This is a genomic window from Caulobacter sp. GW821-FHT10F06 (assembly GCF_058809215.1).
Genome location: NZ_JBXASK010000002.1, coordinates 245,396 through 263,554, shown reverse-complemented (window position 1 = coordinate 263,554; position 18,159 = coordinate 245,396). Strand labels below are relative to the sequence as shown.

14 protein-coding genes are annotated in these 18,159 nt (G+C 68.5%); 6 read left to right on the top strand and 8 right to left on the bottom strand.

What is annotated here, in order from left to right; translation table 11 throughout:
- Window positions 1–629: 629 nt before the first annotated feature.
- Window positions 630–1,079 carry a type II 3-dehydroquinate dehydratase gene (aroQ, locus tag AC1RUS_RS04480; RefSeq protein ID WP_492913455.1) on the bottom strand — a complete coding sequence of 150 codons (450 nt, stop codon included), beginning with the start codon at window positions 1,077–1,079 and terminating at the stop codon, window positions 630–632.
- Window positions 1,080–1,229: 150 nt separating this feature from the next.
- On the opposite strand from aroQ, the gene AC1RUS_RS04475 reads away from it, so the two are divergent.
- Genes AC1RUS_RS04475 through AC1RUS_RS04455 form a run of 5 tightly spaced genes read left to right on the top strand, consistent with a single transcriptional unit; the run spans window position 1,230 to window position 7,399 of the window.
- The gene (locus AC1RUS_RS04475) at window positions 1,230–2,051 is read left to right on the top strand and encodes a sugar phosphate isomerase/epimerase family protein (RefSeq protein WP_492913453.1); all 822 of its coding nucleotides are present in this window, start codon (window positions 1,230–1,232) and stop codon (window positions 2,049–2,051) included.
- A 34-nt stretch (window positions 2,052–2,085) separates the two neighbouring features.
- Entirely contained in the window at window positions 2,086–3,567 is a 1,482-nt protein-coding gene (locus AC1RUS_RS04470; protein WP_492913451.1) for an aldehyde dehydrogenase, read from the top strand.
- The gene (locus tag AC1RUS_RS04465; protein WP_492913448.1) at window positions 3,564–4,766 is read left to right on the top strand and encodes a CaiB/BaiF CoA transferase family protein; all 1,203 of its coding nucleotides are present in this window, start codon (window positions 3,564–3,566) and stop codon (window positions 4,764–4,766) included. The genes AC1RUS_RS04470 and AC1RUS_RS04465 overlap by 4 nt, the downstream gene beginning before the upstream one ends.
- Window positions 4,766–5,596: a citryl-CoA lyase gene (locus AC1RUS_RS04460; protein WP_492913446.1), complete on the top strand. Its 831-nt coding sequence runs from the start codon at window positions 4,766–4,768 to the stop codon at window positions 5,594–5,596. Before AC1RUS_RS04465 ends, AC1RUS_RS04460 begins: the two co-directional genes overlap by 1 nt.
- Before the next feature lie 45 nt (window positions 5,597–5,641).
- Entirely contained in the window at window positions 5,642–7,399 is a 1,758-nt protein-coding gene (locus AC1RUS_RS04455; RefSeq protein WP_492913445.1) for a thiamine pyrophosphate-binding protein, read from the top strand.
- A 209-nt stretch (window positions 7,400–7,608) separates the two neighbouring features.
- Here the strand turns inward: AC1RUS_RS04455 and AC1RUS_RS04450 are convergent, their stop codons facing one another.
- Entirely contained in the window at window positions 7,609–7,938 is a 330-nt protein-coding gene (locus AC1RUS_RS04450; RefSeq protein WP_492913443.1) for a YciI family protein, read from the bottom strand.
- Window positions 7,939–8,572: 634 nt separating this feature from the next.
- Window positions 8,573–9,298: a hypothetical protein gene (locus AC1RUS_RS04445; protein WP_492913441.1), complete on the bottom strand. Its 726-nt coding sequence runs from the start codon at window positions 9,296–9,298 to the stop codon at window positions 8,573–8,575.
- A gap of 343 nt (window positions 9,299–9,641) precedes the next feature.
- Between AC1RUS_RS04445 and AC1RUS_RS04440 the strand changes: the two genes are divergently transcribed.
- On the top strand, window positions 9,642–11,528 hold the full coding sequence (locus AC1RUS_RS04440) for a bifunctional sugar phosphate isomerase/epimerase/4-hydroxyphenylpyruvate dioxygenase family protein (RefSeq protein WP_492913439.1): 1,887 nt from the start codon (window positions 9,642–9,644) through the stop codon (window positions 11,526–11,528).
- Window positions 11,529–11,643: 115 nt separating this feature from the next.
- Here AC1RUS_RS04440 and AC1RUS_RS04435 read toward each other — a convergent pair whose 3' ends face one another.
- From AC1RUS_RS04435 to AC1RUS_RS04415, 5 genes are all read right to left on the bottom strand, one after another.
- A complete protein-coding gene (locus tag AC1RUS_RS04435) occupies window positions 11,644–12,483 on the bottom strand; it encodes a shikimate dehydrogenase (RefSeq protein WP_492913437.1) in 840 nt (279 codons plus the stop codon).
- 59 nt (window positions 12,484–12,542) lie between these two features.
- Window positions 12,543–14,573, bottom strand: coding sequence for a TonB-dependent receptor (locus tag AC1RUS_RS04430; protein ID WP_492913435.1), 2,031 nt, complete (start codon window positions 14,571–14,573; stop codon window positions 12,543–12,545).
- Window positions 14,574–14,701: 128 nt separating this feature from the next.
- Window positions 14,702–16,054, bottom strand: coding sequence for an MFS transporter (locus tag AC1RUS_RS04425; protein ID WP_492913434.1), 1,353 nt, complete (start codon window positions 16,052–16,054; stop codon window positions 14,702–14,704).
- Between the two features lie 46 nt (window positions 16,055–16,100).
- Entirely contained in the window at window positions 16,101–16,637 is a 537-nt protein-coding gene (locus AC1RUS_RS04420; protein ID WP_492913432.1) for a DUF3237 domain-containing protein, read from the bottom strand.
- Window positions 16,634–18,136 (bottom strand): AMP-binding protein, encoded by a 1,503-nt coding sequence (locus AC1RUS_RS04415; RefSeq protein ID WP_492913430.1) that lies wholly within the window; start codon window positions 18,134–18,136, stop codon window positions 16,634–16,636. Before AC1RUS_RS04415 ends, AC1RUS_RS04420 begins: the two co-directional genes overlap by 4 nt.
- Window positions 18,137–18,159 lie beyond the last annotated feature (23 nt).

Sequence of the window (18,159 nt, the reverse complement as noted above, 5' to 3'; positions counted from 1 at the left end):
GAGGCGCGAAGCGGCCGGGACGAACCCGGGGACCGTGATGTGTTGGGTGCGTTTCGGTTCGATCGTCCGCTTCGCAGGCGCTGTTCTTGACCTGAGGATGGGAGGCGTGAGCGTTTTTCGGCTCGGGTCCCCAAGAGCCCCCGGACGGGCAGGGATAAGATCGATCGGTCTCTGTCCGTCTCGACCCCGACTATCCCCGATAGGCGGCTTGTACGATCACCGCCCTGTCGTTCCCGCGCTTGCTCCGGCCCTGCGAGCCACTCGGCGCTTGCGCCGTCCTTCTGAGACAGCCCGCACGCTTCGACCCGCCGGCCAGGACATCGCGGCCCCGCTCAGCTCCATCCCCATCGCCGCTTTGGGCCGGTACCAGGCGCCCTCCCCCTGCGACGGGGACACCAATGAGTATGGGGCGGGTCGAGGCGCTGCTGAGAGCGCGATGGAAGAAAGTTGCAGGGCGTTGATTAGATGGAGCTTTATGTCGGAAAAGCGCGGGGATAGAGCGCGCCAAATCCTCCCCCTGAAGGGGGAGGCGGCCGAAGGCCGGTGGGGGAAGACCGCGTTGAATCAGCAGCACTTCCCCCTCCGATCGCTTCGCGATCTCCTCCCCCTTCAGGGGGAGGATCGGTCGCCTACGCCCTGGCGCGCTTGATCAGCCGCACCGCCGCTTCGATGGCGACCTCGTAGCTGTCGGCCCCGAACCCGCAGACCACGCCGGTCGCCACCAGCGAGACATAGGTGTGGTGGCGGAAGGCCTCGCGCTGGGCGGGGTTGGAGAGGTGGCACTCGATGATCGGGACCGGCACATTCTTCAGCGCGTCCAGCAAGGCCACCGAGGTGTGGCCATAGGCGGCGGGGTTGAGCACCAGGGCGCTGGCGGCCAGCCGCGCCTCCTGCACCCATTCGACCAGCTGGCCTTCGTGGTTGGTCTGGCGGAAGACGATCTCATGGCCGTGGGCCCTGGCCAGGGCGACGCAGCGCGCCTCGATGTCGGCCAGGGTGTCGTGGCCGTAGATATGCGGCTCGCGCGTGCCCAACAGGTTCAGGTTCGGACCGTTCAATACATGGATCGGCAGGCTCATTTCGACGCTCCCTGGCTTTGCGTCCCCGTACCATTCCGCCGTCGTCGACGCTTGGAATTTGACGCGGGGTTTCGATTGTTCTAGTTAGTACATTAATGTACGAACTCGGGAGTTACTCGAGTCGCATTCCGGGGATGGAGGACGCAGGGGATGGGAGTCAAGCTGTCGCTGGCGCACTTGACCGCCCTGAACGTGTCGCCGCCCGACCTAGTGAGCCTGGCCGCCGACTGCGGCTATGACTATGCCAGCCTGCGGTTGATGGAGGTGACGCCGGGCGACGCCTTCCCGATCCTGAGCGACCGCGCGATGCTGCGCGAGACCAAGGCGCGCATCGCCGCCACTGGCGTGGGCGTGCTCGACGTCGAGCTGGCGCGGCTGACGCCGGACACCGATCCGAAGAGCTTCCTGCCGATGCTGGAGGCCGCCGCCGAACTGGGCGCCGCCCATCTGCTGACCCAGGGCCACGACCCGGACTGGAGCCGGCTGACCGACCGCTACACCACCCTGTGCGACCTGGCCGCCGACCACGGCCTGACCGCCGATCTGGAATTCCTGACCTGGACGGGGCTGAGGACGGTGGAAGAGGCCGCCCGGCTGGCCCTGGCCGCCCATCGCGCCAACGCCGGGGTGATGATCGACACCCTGCACTTCTCGCGCTCGAACTGCGCGCCGGACGAGATCGCCGCCCTGCCCGTCGGGTTGTTCAACTTCATCCAGATCGCCGACGCGCCGGCGCAGGCGCCGACCACCGTCGAGGGCCTGATCCACACGGCGCGCGAGGCGCGGCTCAATCCTGGCCAGGGCGGCCTGGACCTGAAGGCCATCCTGCGCGCCCTGCCCGCCCACATCCCGATCTCGGTCGAGATCCCCAACGCCAGCCTGGCCGCAACGATGTCCGATCGCCAACGGGCGAGCGAGGCGCTGGTCGCGACGCGACAACTGCTGCGCGACATTGGACGAACCAGTTCGTAGTGTAGAGTTTAGAGACGAAAGCCGCGAGTTCGACATGCTGGACGACAAGACGCAGACCTACGGGCTCTACATCCACGGCGAGGAAGTCGCGCCGGCGGGCGGGGTCTATTTCCCGACCGAAGACCCCTATACCGGCCAAGCCTGGGGCCTGATCGCGCGCGGCGGCAAGGAAGACGTCGACCGCGCGGTGGCCTCGGCCAAGGCGGCCTTCGAGGGCGAGTGGTCACGGCTGACGCCCTCGGCCCGCGGCAAGCTGATGCGCAAGCTGGCCGACCTCTTGATCGCCAAGGCCGACCGCATCGCCGAGATCGAGCGCCGCGACAACGGCAAGCTGGCCGCCGAGGTGACGGCCCAGGTCAAATATGTCGGCGACTATTTCCACTATTACGCGGGCCTGGCCGACAAGATCGAAAGCCACGTCATCCCCACCGACAAGGCGGGCGTGTTCGCCTACACCCGGTACGAGGCCAAGGGCGTCATCGGCATCATCACGCCGTGGAATTCGCCCCTGACCCTGACCAGCTGGAAGCTGGCGCCGGCCCTGGCGGCGGGCTGCACGGCGGTGATCAAGCCCTCGGAGTTCACCTCGGCCTCGATGGTCGAGTTCGCGGCTCTATTCACCGAGGCCGGCTTCCCGCCGGGCGTCGTCAACGTGGTCACCGGCTTTGGCCAGGAGGTCGGCGAGCCACTGGTCACCCATCCCGACGTACCGCACATCGGCTTCACCGGCGGCGAGATCGCCGGCCAGAAGATCTACGAACTAGCCGCCAAGAGCCTGAAGACCGTCACCCTGGAGCTGGGCGGCAAGTCGCCCAACATCATCTTCGACGACGCCGACCTCGATCAGGCCGTGAAGGGCGTGGTCTCGGGCATCTTCGCCGCCACCGGCCAGAGCTGCCAGGCGGGCTCGCGCCTGCTGCTGCAAGAGAACATCCACGACGCCTTCATCGAGAAGCTGATCGCCTTCGTCTCGACCGCAAAGCTGGGCGACCCGGCCTCGATGGAGACCCAGATCGGCCCGGTGGCCACCAAGCCGCAGTTCGACAAGATCATGGGCTATATCGAGATCGCCAAGGCCGAGGGCGCGCGCTGCGTGTTCGGCGGCAAGGCCCGCCCGGACCTTGGCCCGCAGTTCGTTGAACCGACCATCTTCGTCGACGTCCGCAACGACATGCGCATCGCCCAGGAGGAGGTGTTTGGCCCGGTCCTGTCGGTGATCCCGTTCAAGAACGAGGCTGACGCCCTGCGCATCGGCAACGACGTCGCCTATGGCCTGGCCGCCGCCGTGTGGACCAAGGACCTCAAGCGCGCCATGCAGATGACCGACAAGCTGAAAGCCGGCACGGTCTGGGTCAACAACTACCGCGCCACCAGCTTCACCTCGCCGTTCGGCGGCTTCAAGCGCTCGGGCATCGGCCGCGAGTCCGGCATGGAGGCCGTGCGCGACTATCTGGACGTCAAGTGCGTCTGGATCTCGTCGGACCTGGAAGTCCCCAACCCGTTCATCCGCCGATGAGCACGCTGCTTTCCGGCATCAAGGTCCTGGACCTGACCAACGTGCTAGCGGGGCCGTTCTGCGCCTACCAGCTGGCGATGCTGGGCGCCGAGGTCCTGAAGGTCGAGACGCCGGGCTCGGGCGACCTGGCGCGGCAACTGGGGGCCGATCCCGCGCTCAGCGCTCGCCACATGGGCGCGTCGTTCCTGGCCCAGAACGCCGGCAAGACCTCGCTGACGCTGAACCTCAAGCCCGAGGCCGGCAAGGCGATCTTCCGCAGGCTGGTGGCCGACGCCGACGTGCTGGTCGAGAACTTCCGCCCCGGCGTCATGGACCGCCTGGGCCTGGGCTATGAGGCTCTGAAGGCCATCAATCCGCGCCTCGTCTATTGCGCCATCTCTGGCTTTGGCCAGGACGGGCCGATGAAGGCCGCGCCGGCCTATGACCAGATCGTCCAAGGTCTTTCAGGGGTCATGAGCATCACCGGCGACGCCCATAGCGCGCCCCTACGCGTGGGCTATCCGGTGGCCGACAGCATCGGCGGCATCACGGCGGCCTTCGCCATCTCCAGCGCCCTGGTCGGCCGCGAGCGGACGGGCGTGGGGTCGTTCCTCGACGTCTCGATGCTGGAATCGACCATTGCCACCATGGGCTGGGTGGTCAGCAACTACCTGATCGTCGGCCAGGACCCGGTGGCGATGGGCAACGACAACTTCACCGCCGCTCCCTCGGGCGCATTCAAGACCTCCGACGGCCTGCTCAACATCGCCGCCAACAAGCAGGAGCAGTTCGAGGCCCTGTGCGGCGTCATCGGCCGGCCCGACCTGACCACCGACTCCCGCTTCGCCAAGCGCGAGGCCCGCAAGGCCCATCGCGCCGACCTGACCGTCGAGATCGAAGCCGTGCTGACCACCCGCTCTGCCGCCGAGTGGGAGGCCGCCTTCAACGCCGTCGGCGTGCCGGCCGGCCGGGTGCTGACCGTGCCCCAGGCCCTGAACCTGCAGCAGATCAAGGAACGCGGCCTGGTCCAGACCTTCGACCACGTGCCCGCGCTGGATCGTCCGCTGTCGGTGTCGCGCGCCGGCTTCAAGGTCGACGGCGAGGATCCGCGCGCGACCACGCCGCCGCCCACGCTGGGCGAACACACCGACCAGGTTCTGGCGAGCCTTGGCCTGACCGCCGACGAGATCGCCGACCACCGCAAGCAGGGGATCGTCTGATGGCGAAATCACCGGAAGAGATCCTGGCCGCCGCCCGCGCCTGGTGGTCCACCGACATCATCGACATCCACCCGGGCGAGATCAAGGTTCGCGGCTATCAGATCCAGGACCTGATCGGCCAGGTGTCGTTCCCACAGATGATCTGGCTGATGGTGCGTGGCGACCTGCCATCGCCCAAGCAGGCCCGGCTGCTGGAGGCCGCCCTGGTGGCCTCGGTCGACCACGGTCCGCAGGCGCCGTCGATCTCGATCGCCCGCATGGCCGCCAGCTGCGGCGCGGAGCTCAACAACGCCATGGCGTCGGGCATCAACGTGCTGGGCGACGTCCACGGCGGCGCCGGCCAGCAGTGCATGGAGCTGTTCGCCTGGATCAAGGCCGAGCAGGACAGCGGCGCGCCCCTCGACCAGGCCGTCGAGACGGGTCTGGCCCGCTACTACGAGGAACACGGCAAGATCGTCGGCGGCTTCGGCCATCGCTGGCACCCGGTCGACCCGCGCTCCAAGCCCCTGATGGCCCTGGTCGAGGTCGCCGCCGAGGCCGGCGCGGTCAAGGGTGACTATGTCGCCATCGGCTGGGCCGTCGAGGCCGCGCTCACCGCCCGCAAGGGCAAGCCGATCCCGATGAACATCGACGGCGCGACCGCCGTGATCTTCTCCGAACTCGGCTTCGCGCCCCCCATGGGCCGGGGCCTGTTCATCCTCTCGCGGTCCGTCGGAATCCTGGCCCACGCGTGGGAACAAACCCAGCAGGGCCAGCGGATCAAGGGCCCGATGCCCAAGGACATCCCCTTTACCTACACCGGCCCCGCCGACCGCAAGCTCACCAAATAGCCCTTCAAATTCTCTCCCCGATCGCGGGGGGAATGGAGTTTCGCCATGAAAGACCTGATCTCCCACCAGCTGGTGAAATACCTCGAGGACCGGGGCGTCAGCCACCTGTTCGGCCTGTGCGGCCACACCAACATCGCCGTGCTGACCGCCCTGACCAACAGCTCGATCAAGTTCGTCAATGTGCGCCACGAGCAGATCGCCTCGCACGCTGCCGACGGCTATGCGCGGGTCAAGAAGGAGACGGCCGTGGTGCTCAGCCACCTGGGCCCCGGCCTGACCAACGCCGCCACGGGCGTGGCCAATGCGGCGCTGGACTCCATCCCGATGGTGGTGATCGCCGGCGACATCCCCAGCCACTATTACGGCAAGCACCCGCACCAGGAGGTCAACCTCCACGCCGACGCCTCGCAGTTCGAGATCTACCGCCCGTTCGTCAAGCGCGCCTGGCGGGTGGATCGCCCCGACCTGTTCCCCGAGATCCTGGAAAAAGCCTTCCAGCTGGCCGCCAGCGGCCGTCCGGGTCCGGTGCTGGTCTCGGTGCCGATGGACATCTTCTCGATGGAGGTGGACGTGGCCCTGTTCGATCGCCTGAAGGCTCACACCAAGGTGCTGCAGAAGCCCTCGATCGACGACGAGACCGCCGACCGCATCCTGCTGACCCTGACCGGCGCCGACAAGCCGCTGCTCTATGTCGGCGGCGGCGTGAACCTGGCCGACGCGGCGGGTGAACTGGCCGAGCTGGTCGAGCATCTCAGCCTGCCCGTCGCCCACTCGCTGATGGGCAAGGGAACCCTGCCCGACGACCATCCGATGACGCTGGGCATGACCGGCTTCTGGGGCACCAAGTACATCAACGACAGCTGCCTGGCCGCCGACTACATCCTGGGCCTGGGCACCAGCTTCAAGGAGGCCGACTGCAGCTCGTGGGAGGCCGGCTACACCTTCAACTTCCCGACCACCAAGCTGATCCACATCGACATCGATCCCGACGAGATCGGCCGCAACTACCCCTGCGAGATCGGCGTGGTCGCCGACCTGAAGAACGCCCTGCGCGTGCTGAACAAGGCCGCCAAGCGCCTCTATCCGGAAGGCCGCAAGAACGACGCCCTGCGCGCCGAGATCGCAAAGTACCGGGTCGACTACAAGGCCACCAACGCCGAGGCGGCCGCCAGCGAGGCCTGGCCGATGCGCCCCGAGCGCATCCTGGCCGAGGTGCGCCAGGTGCTGCCGCGCGACGCGATCATCACCACCGATGTCGGCTGGAACAAGAACGGCGTGGGCCAGCAGTTCCCGATCTACACCCCCGGCTCGATCCTGACCCCCGGCGGCTTCGCCACCATGGGCTTCGGCGCTCCCGCCGCCATGGGCGCCAAGCTGGCCGCGCCCGAGCGGGTGGTGGTCTCGCTGGTGGGCGACGGCGGCTTTGGCCAGAACCCCGCCCTGCTGGCCACGGCCTTCGAGGAGGACATCGCGGTCATCTGGGTGATCATGAACAACTACGCCTTCGGCACCATCGCCGGCCTGCAGAAGGCCCACTTCGGCACCACCCTGGGCACGGTGTTCGAGAAGAACGGCGTCCCCTATTCGCCGGACTACGCGGCCATCGCGCGGGCCTATGGCGTGGACGGCGTGAAGGTGGAAAACGCGGCGGGCTTCAAGCCGGCGCTGGAGGCGGCCATCGCCTCGGGCCGTCCGTGCGTGATCGACGTGCAGATGGTCAACGTCCCGACCCCGACGACGGGCCACTGGAACATCATGGACATCTACTCGCCCGACAAGCACGTGCACCACGTGGCGACGTAGCCTCCTTCATCCGTCATTCCCGCCCTTGTGGCGGGAACCCCTCGCGCAGCTCACACGTGAAGCGCAGTGGCGCGCCAGCGCGCCAAACATCCGCACCTGCGGCGGATAGAGGGGTTCCCGCCACAAGGGCGGGAATGACGAAGCTATATTGGTTGGGCGTCCCGATCTCCCTTCGCGGGCGAGACCAGGGCTTACTCAGCAGCCCGTCCTCAAGCCCCCGGCACGGGCAACACAGGCATCACCTCGACCCCGTCGCCGGGGAAGATGGCGAAATGCGGATGCCCCTCGAACATCCGCGCGGCCGCCTCGTGATCGTCGGCCTCGACGATGACATAGCCGGCGATGGTGTTCTGGACGTCCGCGATCCCGTCGCCCGAGACCTTCTTGGTCTTGCCCAGCGGACCGCCCGTATCGACGATCTGGCCGGCGTGGCGCGCCATCCATTCGCCCCAAGCCTGCATGCCCTTGGCGATGGCGGCCGGGTCGGGGTCCGGCCGCGCGCCCGGCGTGCCGGTATAGATGGCCATGAACTTCGCCATGGTGTCCTCCCTGTGATCGCCCGCCGCCGAAGGGCCTGGCGCCGCGTCGTCCCTAGGACGATCCAGCCGGGCGCGATCCGACACAAGAGCCAAGATTGGCGGCTCCGGGATCCAAAATCCCTCTCCCATAGAGAGAGGGAGGGGCCCGCCGCCAAGGGCGGTGGGAGGGTGAGAGGTCACACCCTCACCAGATAAAGCACTGCCAGGACCTCCCATGGGAGTCGGCCAGACATCGCACTGAACACCTTACCAACCCTCGAAGACCTTCAGCGGAAAGACCCGAAACACCCCCGCTAACGGTAAAACCTCTCACCCTCCCACCGCTTCGCGGCGGGCCCCTCCCTCTCTCCATGAGAGAGGGGTTCCGTGCCCTACCCGTTCGCGCCGAAGGGAAGCCATCCCTTCATCTCACGGCGAGACGATCGCCGGTCTGGACAGGTCTCTCAAGGATGACGCGCACGCGTCGCCGCGCCGCGGCGGCCCGGAGGGCCGTCCTTGACAGACCTGACCAGACCGGCACGCTGCTGCCTACGAGAGATGAAGGGTTGGGTTCGCGCGGAGGGGCGCGTGCTGTTACGACCCTTTGCAGCCCCTCCGGCTCCAATTGTCCGTCGCAAAGGCATGGGTGAAAACGTCAAATAGGCGTCGCCGCCGCCCATAGGTCTTCATATGCCGCAACCTTAAGCGCCGATGTTTCAGGATCCACACACACGATGCTGGTCGGCGCGCGAGCCGCGATAGCGTTCAGAGACTGGCCAAGGGTCCAAACCAGCTTACTATCGACCAAGATTAATCGGTCGTGCAGCGCCTTCTTGGGCGTCAGCCGGACCTCCAAAGGGCGTGAGGCGCCGTGCTGAGCTTGCCAGCTCTCTGTCGCAGGCTTCAACGTCGCTTTGCGATACTCCGCATCGGCCAGGATTCGCACAGCCACACCTTCTGGCACCTGGACTGCAAAGTCGGTCAACGCCTTTGCGTCGGCGTAGGGGTCGACGATCATCACGTCTCTAGTCGCGCTTTCCACAGCCTTGCCGAACGCTACGAAAGCGTCAAACGTCCCGCCGGCCTGGATGAATGTACCCTGGACGCTCAGCGGTGCAGCCAGTTCAGCGCGGGCGAGTGCGGCATATACTATCGACTTGATCGTCTGGGCGTTACCCGCGTGCAGTGAGCCAGTGAGATTTTGCACGGCGACTTTGAACGACACTTTGTCCGCCAAGTCCGCGTTCTGGTCGACCAACGCGCCCGCCCGCCCCAGCCAGGCATTTGTCTCGTTGCTTAAAGGGCCTGGGCCACCGAAGTCGGGCATGTCGGCGACAAGGCGGCCAAACTGCAAATAGAGCGCTTCAGGCGTTATGATCATCGTGTGAGCTTAACAGCTATTCTGCCGCTCGATAGCTGCTCGTGGACGTTGCCTTTCAGGTCGGGCAGCCTGAAGTCTGATTACAACTCTGTTGAACGTTGGTGACAAGCACTCTGCGTCCTTCGAGGCTCGCCGTTGGCTCGCACCTCAGGATGAGGAAGACAGCACAGAACTCCTCATCCTGAGGCGCCCGCGCAGCGGGCCTCGAAGGACGCACGGCCCATCCGCCCAAGCGACTGAAAGCGAGCCCACGCCTTTACCCCCTAAACGGATAGTATAGGCTCGCACCCCACGCCCCACGCCGCGCCCCTCCCCCCAAATTCACCCCCGCTGGAGGACATCCTTGCTCCGTTCGATCGCCACCCTGTCGCTGAGCGGCGCGTTGCAGGAGAAGCTGACGGCCATCGCCGCGGCCAAGTACGACCTGGTCGAGCTGTGCGAGAACGACCTGCTGTTCTGCGAGGACTCCCCCGAGGAGATCCGCCGGCAGGCCGAGGATCTGGGCCTGAAGATCGCCGCCTTCCAGCCGTTCCGCGAGTTCGAGGCCATGCCCGACGACGCGTTCCGCCGCAGCCTGGAGCGCGCCGAGCGCAAGTTCGATGTGATGGCCGAGCTGGGCGCGCCGCTGATGCTGGTGTGCAGCAATGTCAATGTCGCCGCCACCGACGACGACGCCCTGGCCGCCGCCCAGCTGCGCGAGCTGGCTGATCGCGCCGGCCGGCGGGGGCTGAAGATCGGCTACCAGGCCCTGCCCTGGGGCCGCAACGTCCGCACCGCCGGCCATGCGAGCCGGATCGTGGATCAGGCCGGCCATGCGCATCTTGGCCTGGTGCTCAACAGCTTCCACACCCTGGCCATCAATGACGACGTCGCCGGGATCGGCGCGATGTCGGCCGACAAGATCTTCTGGGTTCAGCTGGCCGACGCCCCGCGCCTGGGCATGGAGCTGCGCGCCTGGAGCCGGCACTTCCGCTGCTTCCCCGGCCAGGGCGACCTGGACGTCGCCGGCTTCCTGCACCAGGTGATCCGGACGGGCTACGCCGGCGCGGTGTCGCTGGAGATCTTCAACGACGAGTTCCAGTCGTCGCCGTCTCGCCAGATCGCCAATGACGGCATGCGCTCGCTGATCTGGCTGGAGGAGCAGGTGCGCGGCCGGATCGACGCCGGCGCCGCCCAGCCGCGCGTGGCCCTGGTGGATCCGCCGGCCCGGCCCAAGGTGGACGGCGTGGCCTTCATCGAGTTCGCGGTCGGCGGCGGGGCCGAGGCGGCGCTGTCGACCCAATTGTCGGCGCTGGGCTTCCGTCGCTGGGGCCGGCACAAGAGCAAGGCGGTGACCCTCTGGCGGCAGGGCGAGATGATGATCGCCATGAACGCCGAGAAGGAGGCCTTCGCCCATTCCTTCTACCTGCTGCACGGCCCGTCGGTGTGCGCGCTGGGCCTGAAGGTCGACGACACCGCCCGCTTCCTGGCCCGCGCCGAGGCGTTCGGCTGCGCGCGCTTCGAGGGCCGCACCGGGGCCGAGGACCGGCCGATGCCGGCCATCCGCCGGCCCGACGGCAGCCTGCTCTACATCGTGCCCCACGACTTCGACCCCTCGGCCGAATTCCATGTCGAGCCGCCCGGCGACAAGGACCTGGAGGTCCTGACCCGCGTCGACCACGTCGGCGAGGCGGTCTCGGCCCGGCAGATGGACAGCTGGCTGCTGTTCTACCGCGCCGTGATCGGGCTGGAGCCGGCCGAGTCCTGGGACCTGCCCGACCCGTACGGCCTGGTCCGCAGCCGGGCGATGTCGGACGCCGAGCGCACGGTGCGCTTCCCGTTGAGTTTCTCCGACAGCGCCCGCACCAGCGTGGCCCGCTCGCTGACCACCTTCGTCGGCGCGGGGGTCAACCAGATCGCCTTCGCCACCGACGACATCTTCGCCGCCGCCCAGGCGCTGGCGGCCAACGGCGTCAAGTTCCTGGCCATTCCGGGCAACTATTACGACGATCTGGCGGCCCGCTTCGCGTTGCCCGACGCCCTGGTCGACCAGCTGTCGCGCCATGGCATCCTCTACGACCGCGACGAACGCGGCGGCGAGTTCCTGCACGTCTATACCGAGCTGTTCGACGGCCGGTTCTTCTTCGAGATCGTCCAGCGCAAGGGCGGCTACGACCAGTACGGCGCGCCCAACGCGGCCGTGCGGATGGCGGCGCAGAGCCGGGCCGCGCCGGTGGTGGGGGCGTTGTAGCGCGCGGAGCCGAAACCTCGTCCTTCGACAAGCTCAGGATGAGGTTTCTACTTCAGCGGCCTATCCTTGGTCCTCATCCTGAGCCTGTCGAAGGACGAGGACCACACGCCGAGCGTTAGACCGCCACCATGGCCCTAAACCCCGCCAGCATCCGCTCGGCGTCCGGCTCGACGCCGGTGATCAGGCGAAACGCGTCGACGGCCTGGAACACCGCCATGCCGCCGCCGTCGACGGTGCGGCAGCCCAGCGCCTTGGCGACGCGCAGCAGCTCGGTCTCCAGCGGGAAATAGACCACGTCGGCCACCCACAACCGGGCGCTCAGCAGCTCCGCCGGCAGCGGTGTTCCCGGATACTTGGCCATGCCCACCGGCGTGCAGTTGACCAGCCCGTTGGCCCCGGCCATCGCGTCGGCCAAGTCCTCGCCGGCCGCCATGCGAGCGTCAGGAAATATCCCCGCCATCCGCGCCGCCAGGTCGTGGGCGCGGGCTTGGTCATTGTCGAAGATCGTCAGGCTGGCCGCCCCGCGCTTGAGCAGGGCGTAGGCCACCGCCGAACCCGCTCCGCCGGCGCCCAGCTGCACGACAGCGCCGAGATCCGCGCCCGGCAGGCCGCGCCGGAGGCTCTCGGAGAAGCCCGACCAGTCGGTGTTGAAGCCCTTGCTCCGCCCGTCGCCGAACACCACCGTGTTGACGGCCCCGAAGGCGGCGGCGTCCTCGTCCAGCGCGTCCAGCAGCGGCATCACCGCCTGCTTGTAGGGATGGGTGATGTTGAGGCCGGCAAAGCCCTTGGCCTGGGCCTCGGCCACTAGGTCGGCGAGCGCGCCGGGCGTCACGTCGGTGTCGATCAGGACGTAGTCATAGGCGAAGCCCTGGGCCTTGCCCTCGGCCATGTGCATGGCCGGGGTCCGCGAGGCCTGAATGCCCGAGCCGATCAGCCCCGCGCGCATGGTCGTCATGTTGATCCTCCCGGCGATGGCCTTTGGAGACCATTACTCACCAGTTGGTACAAAGATCGTCAACCGCCTTTTGATCCGTCGAAAGTCAGCCGCAGCCCCACCCGCGCGATGCGGGGATTGACGTAGCCCGCGACCCCGTCGGCGGTGCGCGAAACGTCGATCTTCTCGTCCAGCAGGTTGTCGGCGGCGACATAGACCGTGGCCGTGCGGGAGAGCTTCCAGTCGGCGCGGACGTCGAGCTTCAGGCCCGCCGCCAGGATGCGGCTGTTGAGGTCGTCGTCGAACCGCTTGCCCTCCCAGGTGAGGTCGGCGTCGAGGCTGAGGCGGTCGTTGACGCTCCAGGCCGCGCCGGTGGCAGCGCTCCAGATCGGCGCCTGGGCCGGACGCTTGCCGGTCAGCTGCGGCGCCGCCCCGCCGCCGTCGACGCGGGCGTCGGTAACCGACAGGGCCGCGCGCAGATCGACCGCGCCCAGCTTGCGGGTGGCGCGCGCCTCCAGGCCGACGGCGTTGATCTCGCCGGTGTTGCGCCGCTCGCGCAGCACCCCGCCGGCCGGCACGAAGCCGGCGCGCGGGAAAGTCCCCGGCCCGACGCCGATGGTGACATTGGCGATCGGGTTCTGGATGCGGTTCCAGAACGCCGTGGCCTCGATCAGGTGGTTGGGTCCTTGGCTCGACAGCCCCGCCTCGAGGCCGAACAGCTTCTCGGGCTGCAGGGCGGCGTTGGCCTCGGTGATGTCGTTGCCGACGCGGAACGGGCGATGCAGCTCGTTCAGGGTCGGCGGCCGAAAGCCGCTATAGGCCGCCAGGCGAAGCGCCCGGCCCTGTCCCAGATCGCGCCGTGCGCCGAGGCGGCCGGTGAACACTTGGCCGTCGCGGTCGACGGGACGATCGTCCAGGGTGACGGCGCCGGTGGCGGTGTCGCGCTCCAGGCGGATGGCGTTGCTGTTGGTCCAGCGGTCCAGGCGCACGCCGCCGGTCAGCAGCCACGGATCGTTGGTCCACGCGCCCTCGACATAGGCCCCGGCCACCGAGGTCTCGCCCCCGGCCCGGCGGTCGCGGGTATAGGCGCCGTTCATGTAGCGGAAGCGCTCGTGGGTCTCGCCGTCGGCGTAGCGCGCGTCCAGACCGACCTCGCCCTCGAAGCGGGGCGAGCTCCAGCGCAGGGCGGCGTTGACGCCCTTGCCGACAGCCGGGGTTTCGTACTGCTCATTGGCGGGCGTGGTCGTGGCCCGGTTGGCGGCGACGGCGGCCGAGGCATTGTAGAGGTCGCTCTCGCGCCGCCAGGCCTGCAGCCGCCAGCCCAGGCCGGTCGCTTCAGGCGCCTTGGCCAAGGTGGCGCTGATCGACGAGCCCGTGGCCTTGGCGTTGGCGCCCAACAGGCCCGCGCCGCGCTCTTCCTCGTAGCCGCCGATGCGCACCGACAGTTCGGCCGCGCCGAGCGGAGCGTCGAGGCGCAGGGCGGCGCTCTTGGCGTCCAGGTCCAGCGGACGGTCGGCTGCGCCTCGGGCCGCGCCGCGCACGGGGGTGTAGCCGTCGCTGTGGTCGTAGGAGCCGCTAGCGAACAGCTGGACCTTGCCGACCTGAGTCGCACCCGCCGCCGAGGCGCGGGCCGAGCCGTAGTCGCCGGCAGAAACGTCGGCGACCACGCCGCGATCGCGCTCACGCAGGGAGATCACCCCGGTCAGGGCGCCGGCGCCGTAGGGTCCCGCCCCCGCGCCGCGCACGATGTCGATCCCACCCAGGCTCTCCGGAGCCAATTGCGACCAGATCACCCAGCCGCCGAACGGATCGTTCAGCGGCGCGCCGTCCAGCAGCACCAGGGTCCGCCCCGCGCCCGAGGGCGCGATGGCCCGCAGGCTAATGCCTTGGGTCGTGGGATTGGCCGACAGGCTGGAGGTGCGCCGGAACAGCGAGACGCCCGGCGTGTCGCCCAGGGCCTCGTCGACGCGTACGGCCGAGGCCAGTTCGGCCTCGTCGATGCGCACGACCGAGAAGGCGGCCTCGCCCCTCAAGGGCGGCAGGCGTGCGGCGGTGACGATGACCTGCTCCACGCCCGCGGGAGCAACGGCGGGCGGCGTATCGATCGGCATCTGGAAACCCCTGCACTCACACCAACAACAGCATGCGCCAGACGCCGCTATGCCCGCTCGCATTGAGCGTTTGTTGTCGAAACATTGCGGAGCGTAGCATTGCTCCGCTTGGCAGGCTCAATCCTTGATCAGTGCTTTGGTTTCGCCAGCAGGGTCAGGAGGAAGACGCCGACCAGGGCCGCCACCGCGAAAGGCGTCATCGACGAGACGACGCCGCCGGCGCTGGAGCCGCCCTGCAGCAGATAGCCGCCGACGAGGGGCCCGGCCACCGAACCCAGCCGTCCCCAGGCCACCGCCGCGCCGGAGCCTCGCCCCCGCGCCACGGCCGGATAGTAGGACGCCGCCGCGCCATAGAGGGCGTAGTTGGCGCCCAGCACGAAGAAGCCAACCGCGCCGCTGAGGGCCATGACCAGGGCCAGGGTGTCGGCGCGAGCCAGCAGCATCAGGCTGGCGATCAAACCGACATAGGCTGCGATCATCGGCCAGCGCAGACCGAACCGGTCGACCAGCCGGCCCAGGATCAGGGCTCCGACCACGCTGGCGAAGTTGAAGCACACCGAGGCCAGGCTGGCCTCGTGGACGAAGCCCTTGGCGATCACCAGGGTCGGCAGCCAGTTGAGCACCAGATAGAGGATCAGCAGCGTGGGGAAGAACACCGCCCACAGCAGCACCGACTGCAACGCCCTCCCCTCGCCGAACAGGGCCTGACGGTGCAGGACCATATAGGCGATGATCACCGTCGGCAGCGAGGCCAGCCAGGGCGTCAGGGCCTTGATCGAGCCCATGCCCGGCAGGCCGCCGGCCCAGGCCAGGGCCAGATAGCAGAGCGCGTAGAGCGGAAGCACCGCCAGCCAGCGCCAGTTGACGCCGCCTGCCCCCCGCTCGCGTGAGACAGGCGGCTCCTTCATCAGGAAGAAGATCAGCGGGGCGAGCACCAGCGGCGCCAGGCCACCGATCAGGAACAGGTGACGCCAGTCCAGCCCCAGGCCCAGCCAGCTGATCAGGGCCACCACGCCGCCGCCCAGCGGCATGCCGCAGAACATCATCGTGCCGGTCGAACCCCGCTTGCCCTCGGGCGCCACCTCGGCGGACAGGGCCATCAGGTTGGGCAAGGCCGCACCGAAGCCGAAGCCGGCCAGCAGCCGCGCGGCGAACAGCAGCTCGAAGCCGCGCGCGTGCATGGTCAGCAGCGTGAAGACGCCAAAGCCCAGCACCGCGCCGATCAGCACCGCCTTGCGGCCGAACTGGTCAGCCAGCCAGCCGCCCAGGATCGCGCCAAGCACCAGGCCGATATTGCTGGCGGCCAGGGCCTCGCCCAGCACGTCCTTGGCCATCTTCAGCTCGGCCCCCAGCTTGGGGGCGGCCACGCCCATGGCCTGGATGTCGAAGCCTTCCAGCACGGCCACCAGGAAGCACAGGGCCACGGTGACGGCGGCTCCCGTCGCGGCGGGCGGCGTTGCGGTGTCCGATCGCGTGGTCATGATGTTTCCCCCGGTCCGGCCCGTGTCGGGCTCGTTTGTTGTGGTGTCAGGCGACCTTGAAGACCTTCAGCGCCACCCGGTCGGGATGTCTGGCCCCGGTCGAGATGAACACATTTTCGGTCAGCCATTGATAGGGTCCAGGCCCGACCTCGAAGATCGGCGTGGCCCGGAAATAATAGAGCGACGGATCGACGTCCTCACCGGCGGTCAAGCGGCGGACCACGTCGGGCGCGGCCTTACGGACCCCGGTGTTGACGATGCCGAGGGTGGCGCCGTCCGACATGCGGATCGTGTAGCGGGCCTGCAGCAGGGTGACGCCGTCGGGCCGGATGGTCTGCCAGTCGGCCCCGCCGGGCAGCACCTCGCCCTTCAGGTCTGGCCCGCTCAGCCCGCCGCCGATGATCGGGATCACCCGCCGCCGACCGCCGCCCACCTCGCCCAGCTCCTGGGCCGGCGAGACGCGGACGTCGAGGTCGAAGACATGGATCAGGGCGGGAGGATCGCTCCGCGTTTCGGCCAGGGCCGGCGTGGCGACCGCCGCCGCGACCACGCCCGCGAAGCCGCGTCGATTGAGTTGGCTCATGCCGGTTCTCCCGTTTTGATGCGGTCCAGCAACAGAGCGCGCAGCACGGCCTTCTGGATCTTGCCCGAGCCGGTGCGCGGCAGGGTTTCCATCACCGTGACAGCCTTGGGCAACTTGTAGCGGGCCAGGCGCGGCTCCAGGTGCGCGATGATCTCGGCGTGACCGCAGACGGCCCCAGACCGCAGGACCAGGGCCACGTGCCCCGCCTCGCCCCAGCGCGCGTCGGGCAGACCGACGACGGCGCATTCTGCGATGGCCGGGTGACCCGCCAGGGCCGCCTCGATCTCGGCCGGATAGACGTTCTCGCCGCCGGAAATGAACATGTCCTTCTTGCGGTCGATCAGCCAGTGGAAGCCTTCCGCGTCGGCCACGGCGATGTCGCCGGTGCGGAACCAGCCGTCTTCGGTGAAGGCCTTGGCCGTCTCGTCCGGTCGCCGCCAATAGGCGGAAAACACATTGTCGCCCTTCAGCAGCAGCTCGCCGGCCGTCCCGGGCGGACAGTCCGCGCCGTCGGCGTCAAGGATGCGCGCCCGCACGCCGGGCATGGCGACGCCAGCCGAACCCGCTCGGGCGTCGATCAGGGTCGGGTCGACCGGCATGCCGAACACCGTGCCGGCCTCGCTCATGCCGAAGCCGTCGGTGACGGCGATCCCGTCGGCCAGCCACGCGCGGATGTCGGCGGCCGGATGCGGCGCGCCGCCGGTGAAAAGGGCCGTCAGGCCGCGCAGGCGAGCGGGGTCAAAGCCCGGCCGGGCGCGCAGGGCCGAGGCCATCTGCGGCACGCAGAAATAGTGGGTCACGCCCAGCGCGGGATCGCCCATCCGCGCCAGGGTGCGGTCGGGATCGAAGCCGTCGGAGACCAGGATCGCGCCGCCATGCAGGAAGGTGGGCCGCACGCTGGTCACCAGGCCGATGACGTGGAACATCGGCGAGTCGATCAGGAAGACGCTGTCGTGGGTCACCCGGCCCAGACAGCCGAGGTTCAGCGCCGTCTGGTCGATATTGCGCTCCGACAGCAACACGCCCTTGGGCCGTCCCGAGGTGCCGGAGGTGTAGAGGATCAGCGAGGGCCGGTCGGGATCGGTGGGCGCGGTCTCCAGCGGCTGAGCCGCCTCGATCTCGGCCTCCAAGGCGTCCAGCGACAGGCCCTCCAGACCGGCCTTGGCGAGTTCGCCGTCGCCGACGATCAGGCGCGGTTCGGCGTCCGCGACCAGGGCGGCGATCTCGGGCGGGCTCAGCCGCCAGTTCAGCGGCGTGTAGATCGCGCCGATCCGCGCACACGCCAGGTGAAGGACCACCAGGCTGACGCGGTTTCGCGCCAAGCTGGCCAGGCGGTCGCCGACGGCCAGGCCACGCTGGGACAGAACCCGGGCGGCGCGGGCCACGGCGTGGTCCAGCTGGGCATAGGTCCAGCGCCGGCCGCTGGCCAGCTCGACCGCCGCCAGCCGCCCTGGCTCCAGCCTGGCCTGTAGGCTGACATGATCGGTGGGAGCGCTCATGGTCCCTTCCCTCTTGTTTCCTC

Bases quoted from the DNA above. Each gene is read 5' to 3' on its own strand.
- aroQ (WP_492913455.1), bottom strand. From the start codon at position 1,079: ATGAGCCTGCCGATCCATGTATTGAACGGTCCGAACCTGAACCTGTTG.
- AC1RUS_RS04475 (WP_492913453.1), top strand. From the start codon at position 1,230: ATGGGAGTCAAGCTGTCGCTGGCGCACTTGACCGCCCTGAACGTGTCG.
- AC1RUS_RS04470 (WP_492913451.1), top strand. From the start codon at position 2,086: ATGCTGGACGACAAGACGCAGACCTACGGGCTCTACATCCACGGCGAG.
- AC1RUS_RS04465 (WP_492913448.1), top strand. From the start codon at position 3,564: ATGAGCACGCTGCTTTCCGGCATCAAGGTCCTGGACCTGACCAACGTG.
- AC1RUS_RS04460 (WP_492913446.1), top strand. From the start codon at position 4,766: ATGGCGAAATCACCGGAAGAGATCCTGGCCGCCGCCCGCGCCTGGTGG.
- AC1RUS_RS04455 (WP_492913445.1), top strand. From the start codon at position 5,642: ATGAAAGACCTGATCTCCCACCAGCTGGTGAAATACCTCGAGGACCGG.
- AC1RUS_RS04450 (WP_492913443.1), bottom strand. From the start codon at position 7,938: ATGGCGAAGTTCATGGCCATCTATACCGGCACGCCGGGCGCGCGGCCG.
- AC1RUS_RS04445 (WP_492913441.1), bottom strand. From the start codon at position 9,298: ATGATCATAACGCCTGAAGCGCTCTATTTGCAGTTTGGCCGCCTTGTC.
- AC1RUS_RS04435 (WP_492913437.1), bottom strand. From the start codon at position 12,483: ATGACGACCATGCGCGCGGGGCTGATCGGCTCGGGCATTCAGGCCTCG.
- AC1RUS_RS04430 (WP_492913435.1), bottom strand. From the start codon at position 14,573: ATGCCGATCGATACGCCGCCCGCCGTTGCTCCCGCGGGCGTGGAGCAG.
- AC1RUS_RS04425 (WP_492913434.1), bottom strand. From the start codon at position 16,054: ATGACCACGCGATCGGACACCGCAACGCCGCCCGCCGCGACGGGAGCC.
- AC1RUS_RS04420 (WP_492913432.1), bottom strand. From the start codon at position 16,637: ATGAGCCAACTCAATCGACGCGGCTTCGCGGGCGTGGTCGCGGCGGCG.
- AC1RUS_RS04415 (WP_492913430.1), bottom strand. From the start codon at position 18,136: ATGAGCGCTCCCACCGATCATGTCAGCCTACAGGCCAGGCTGGAGCCA.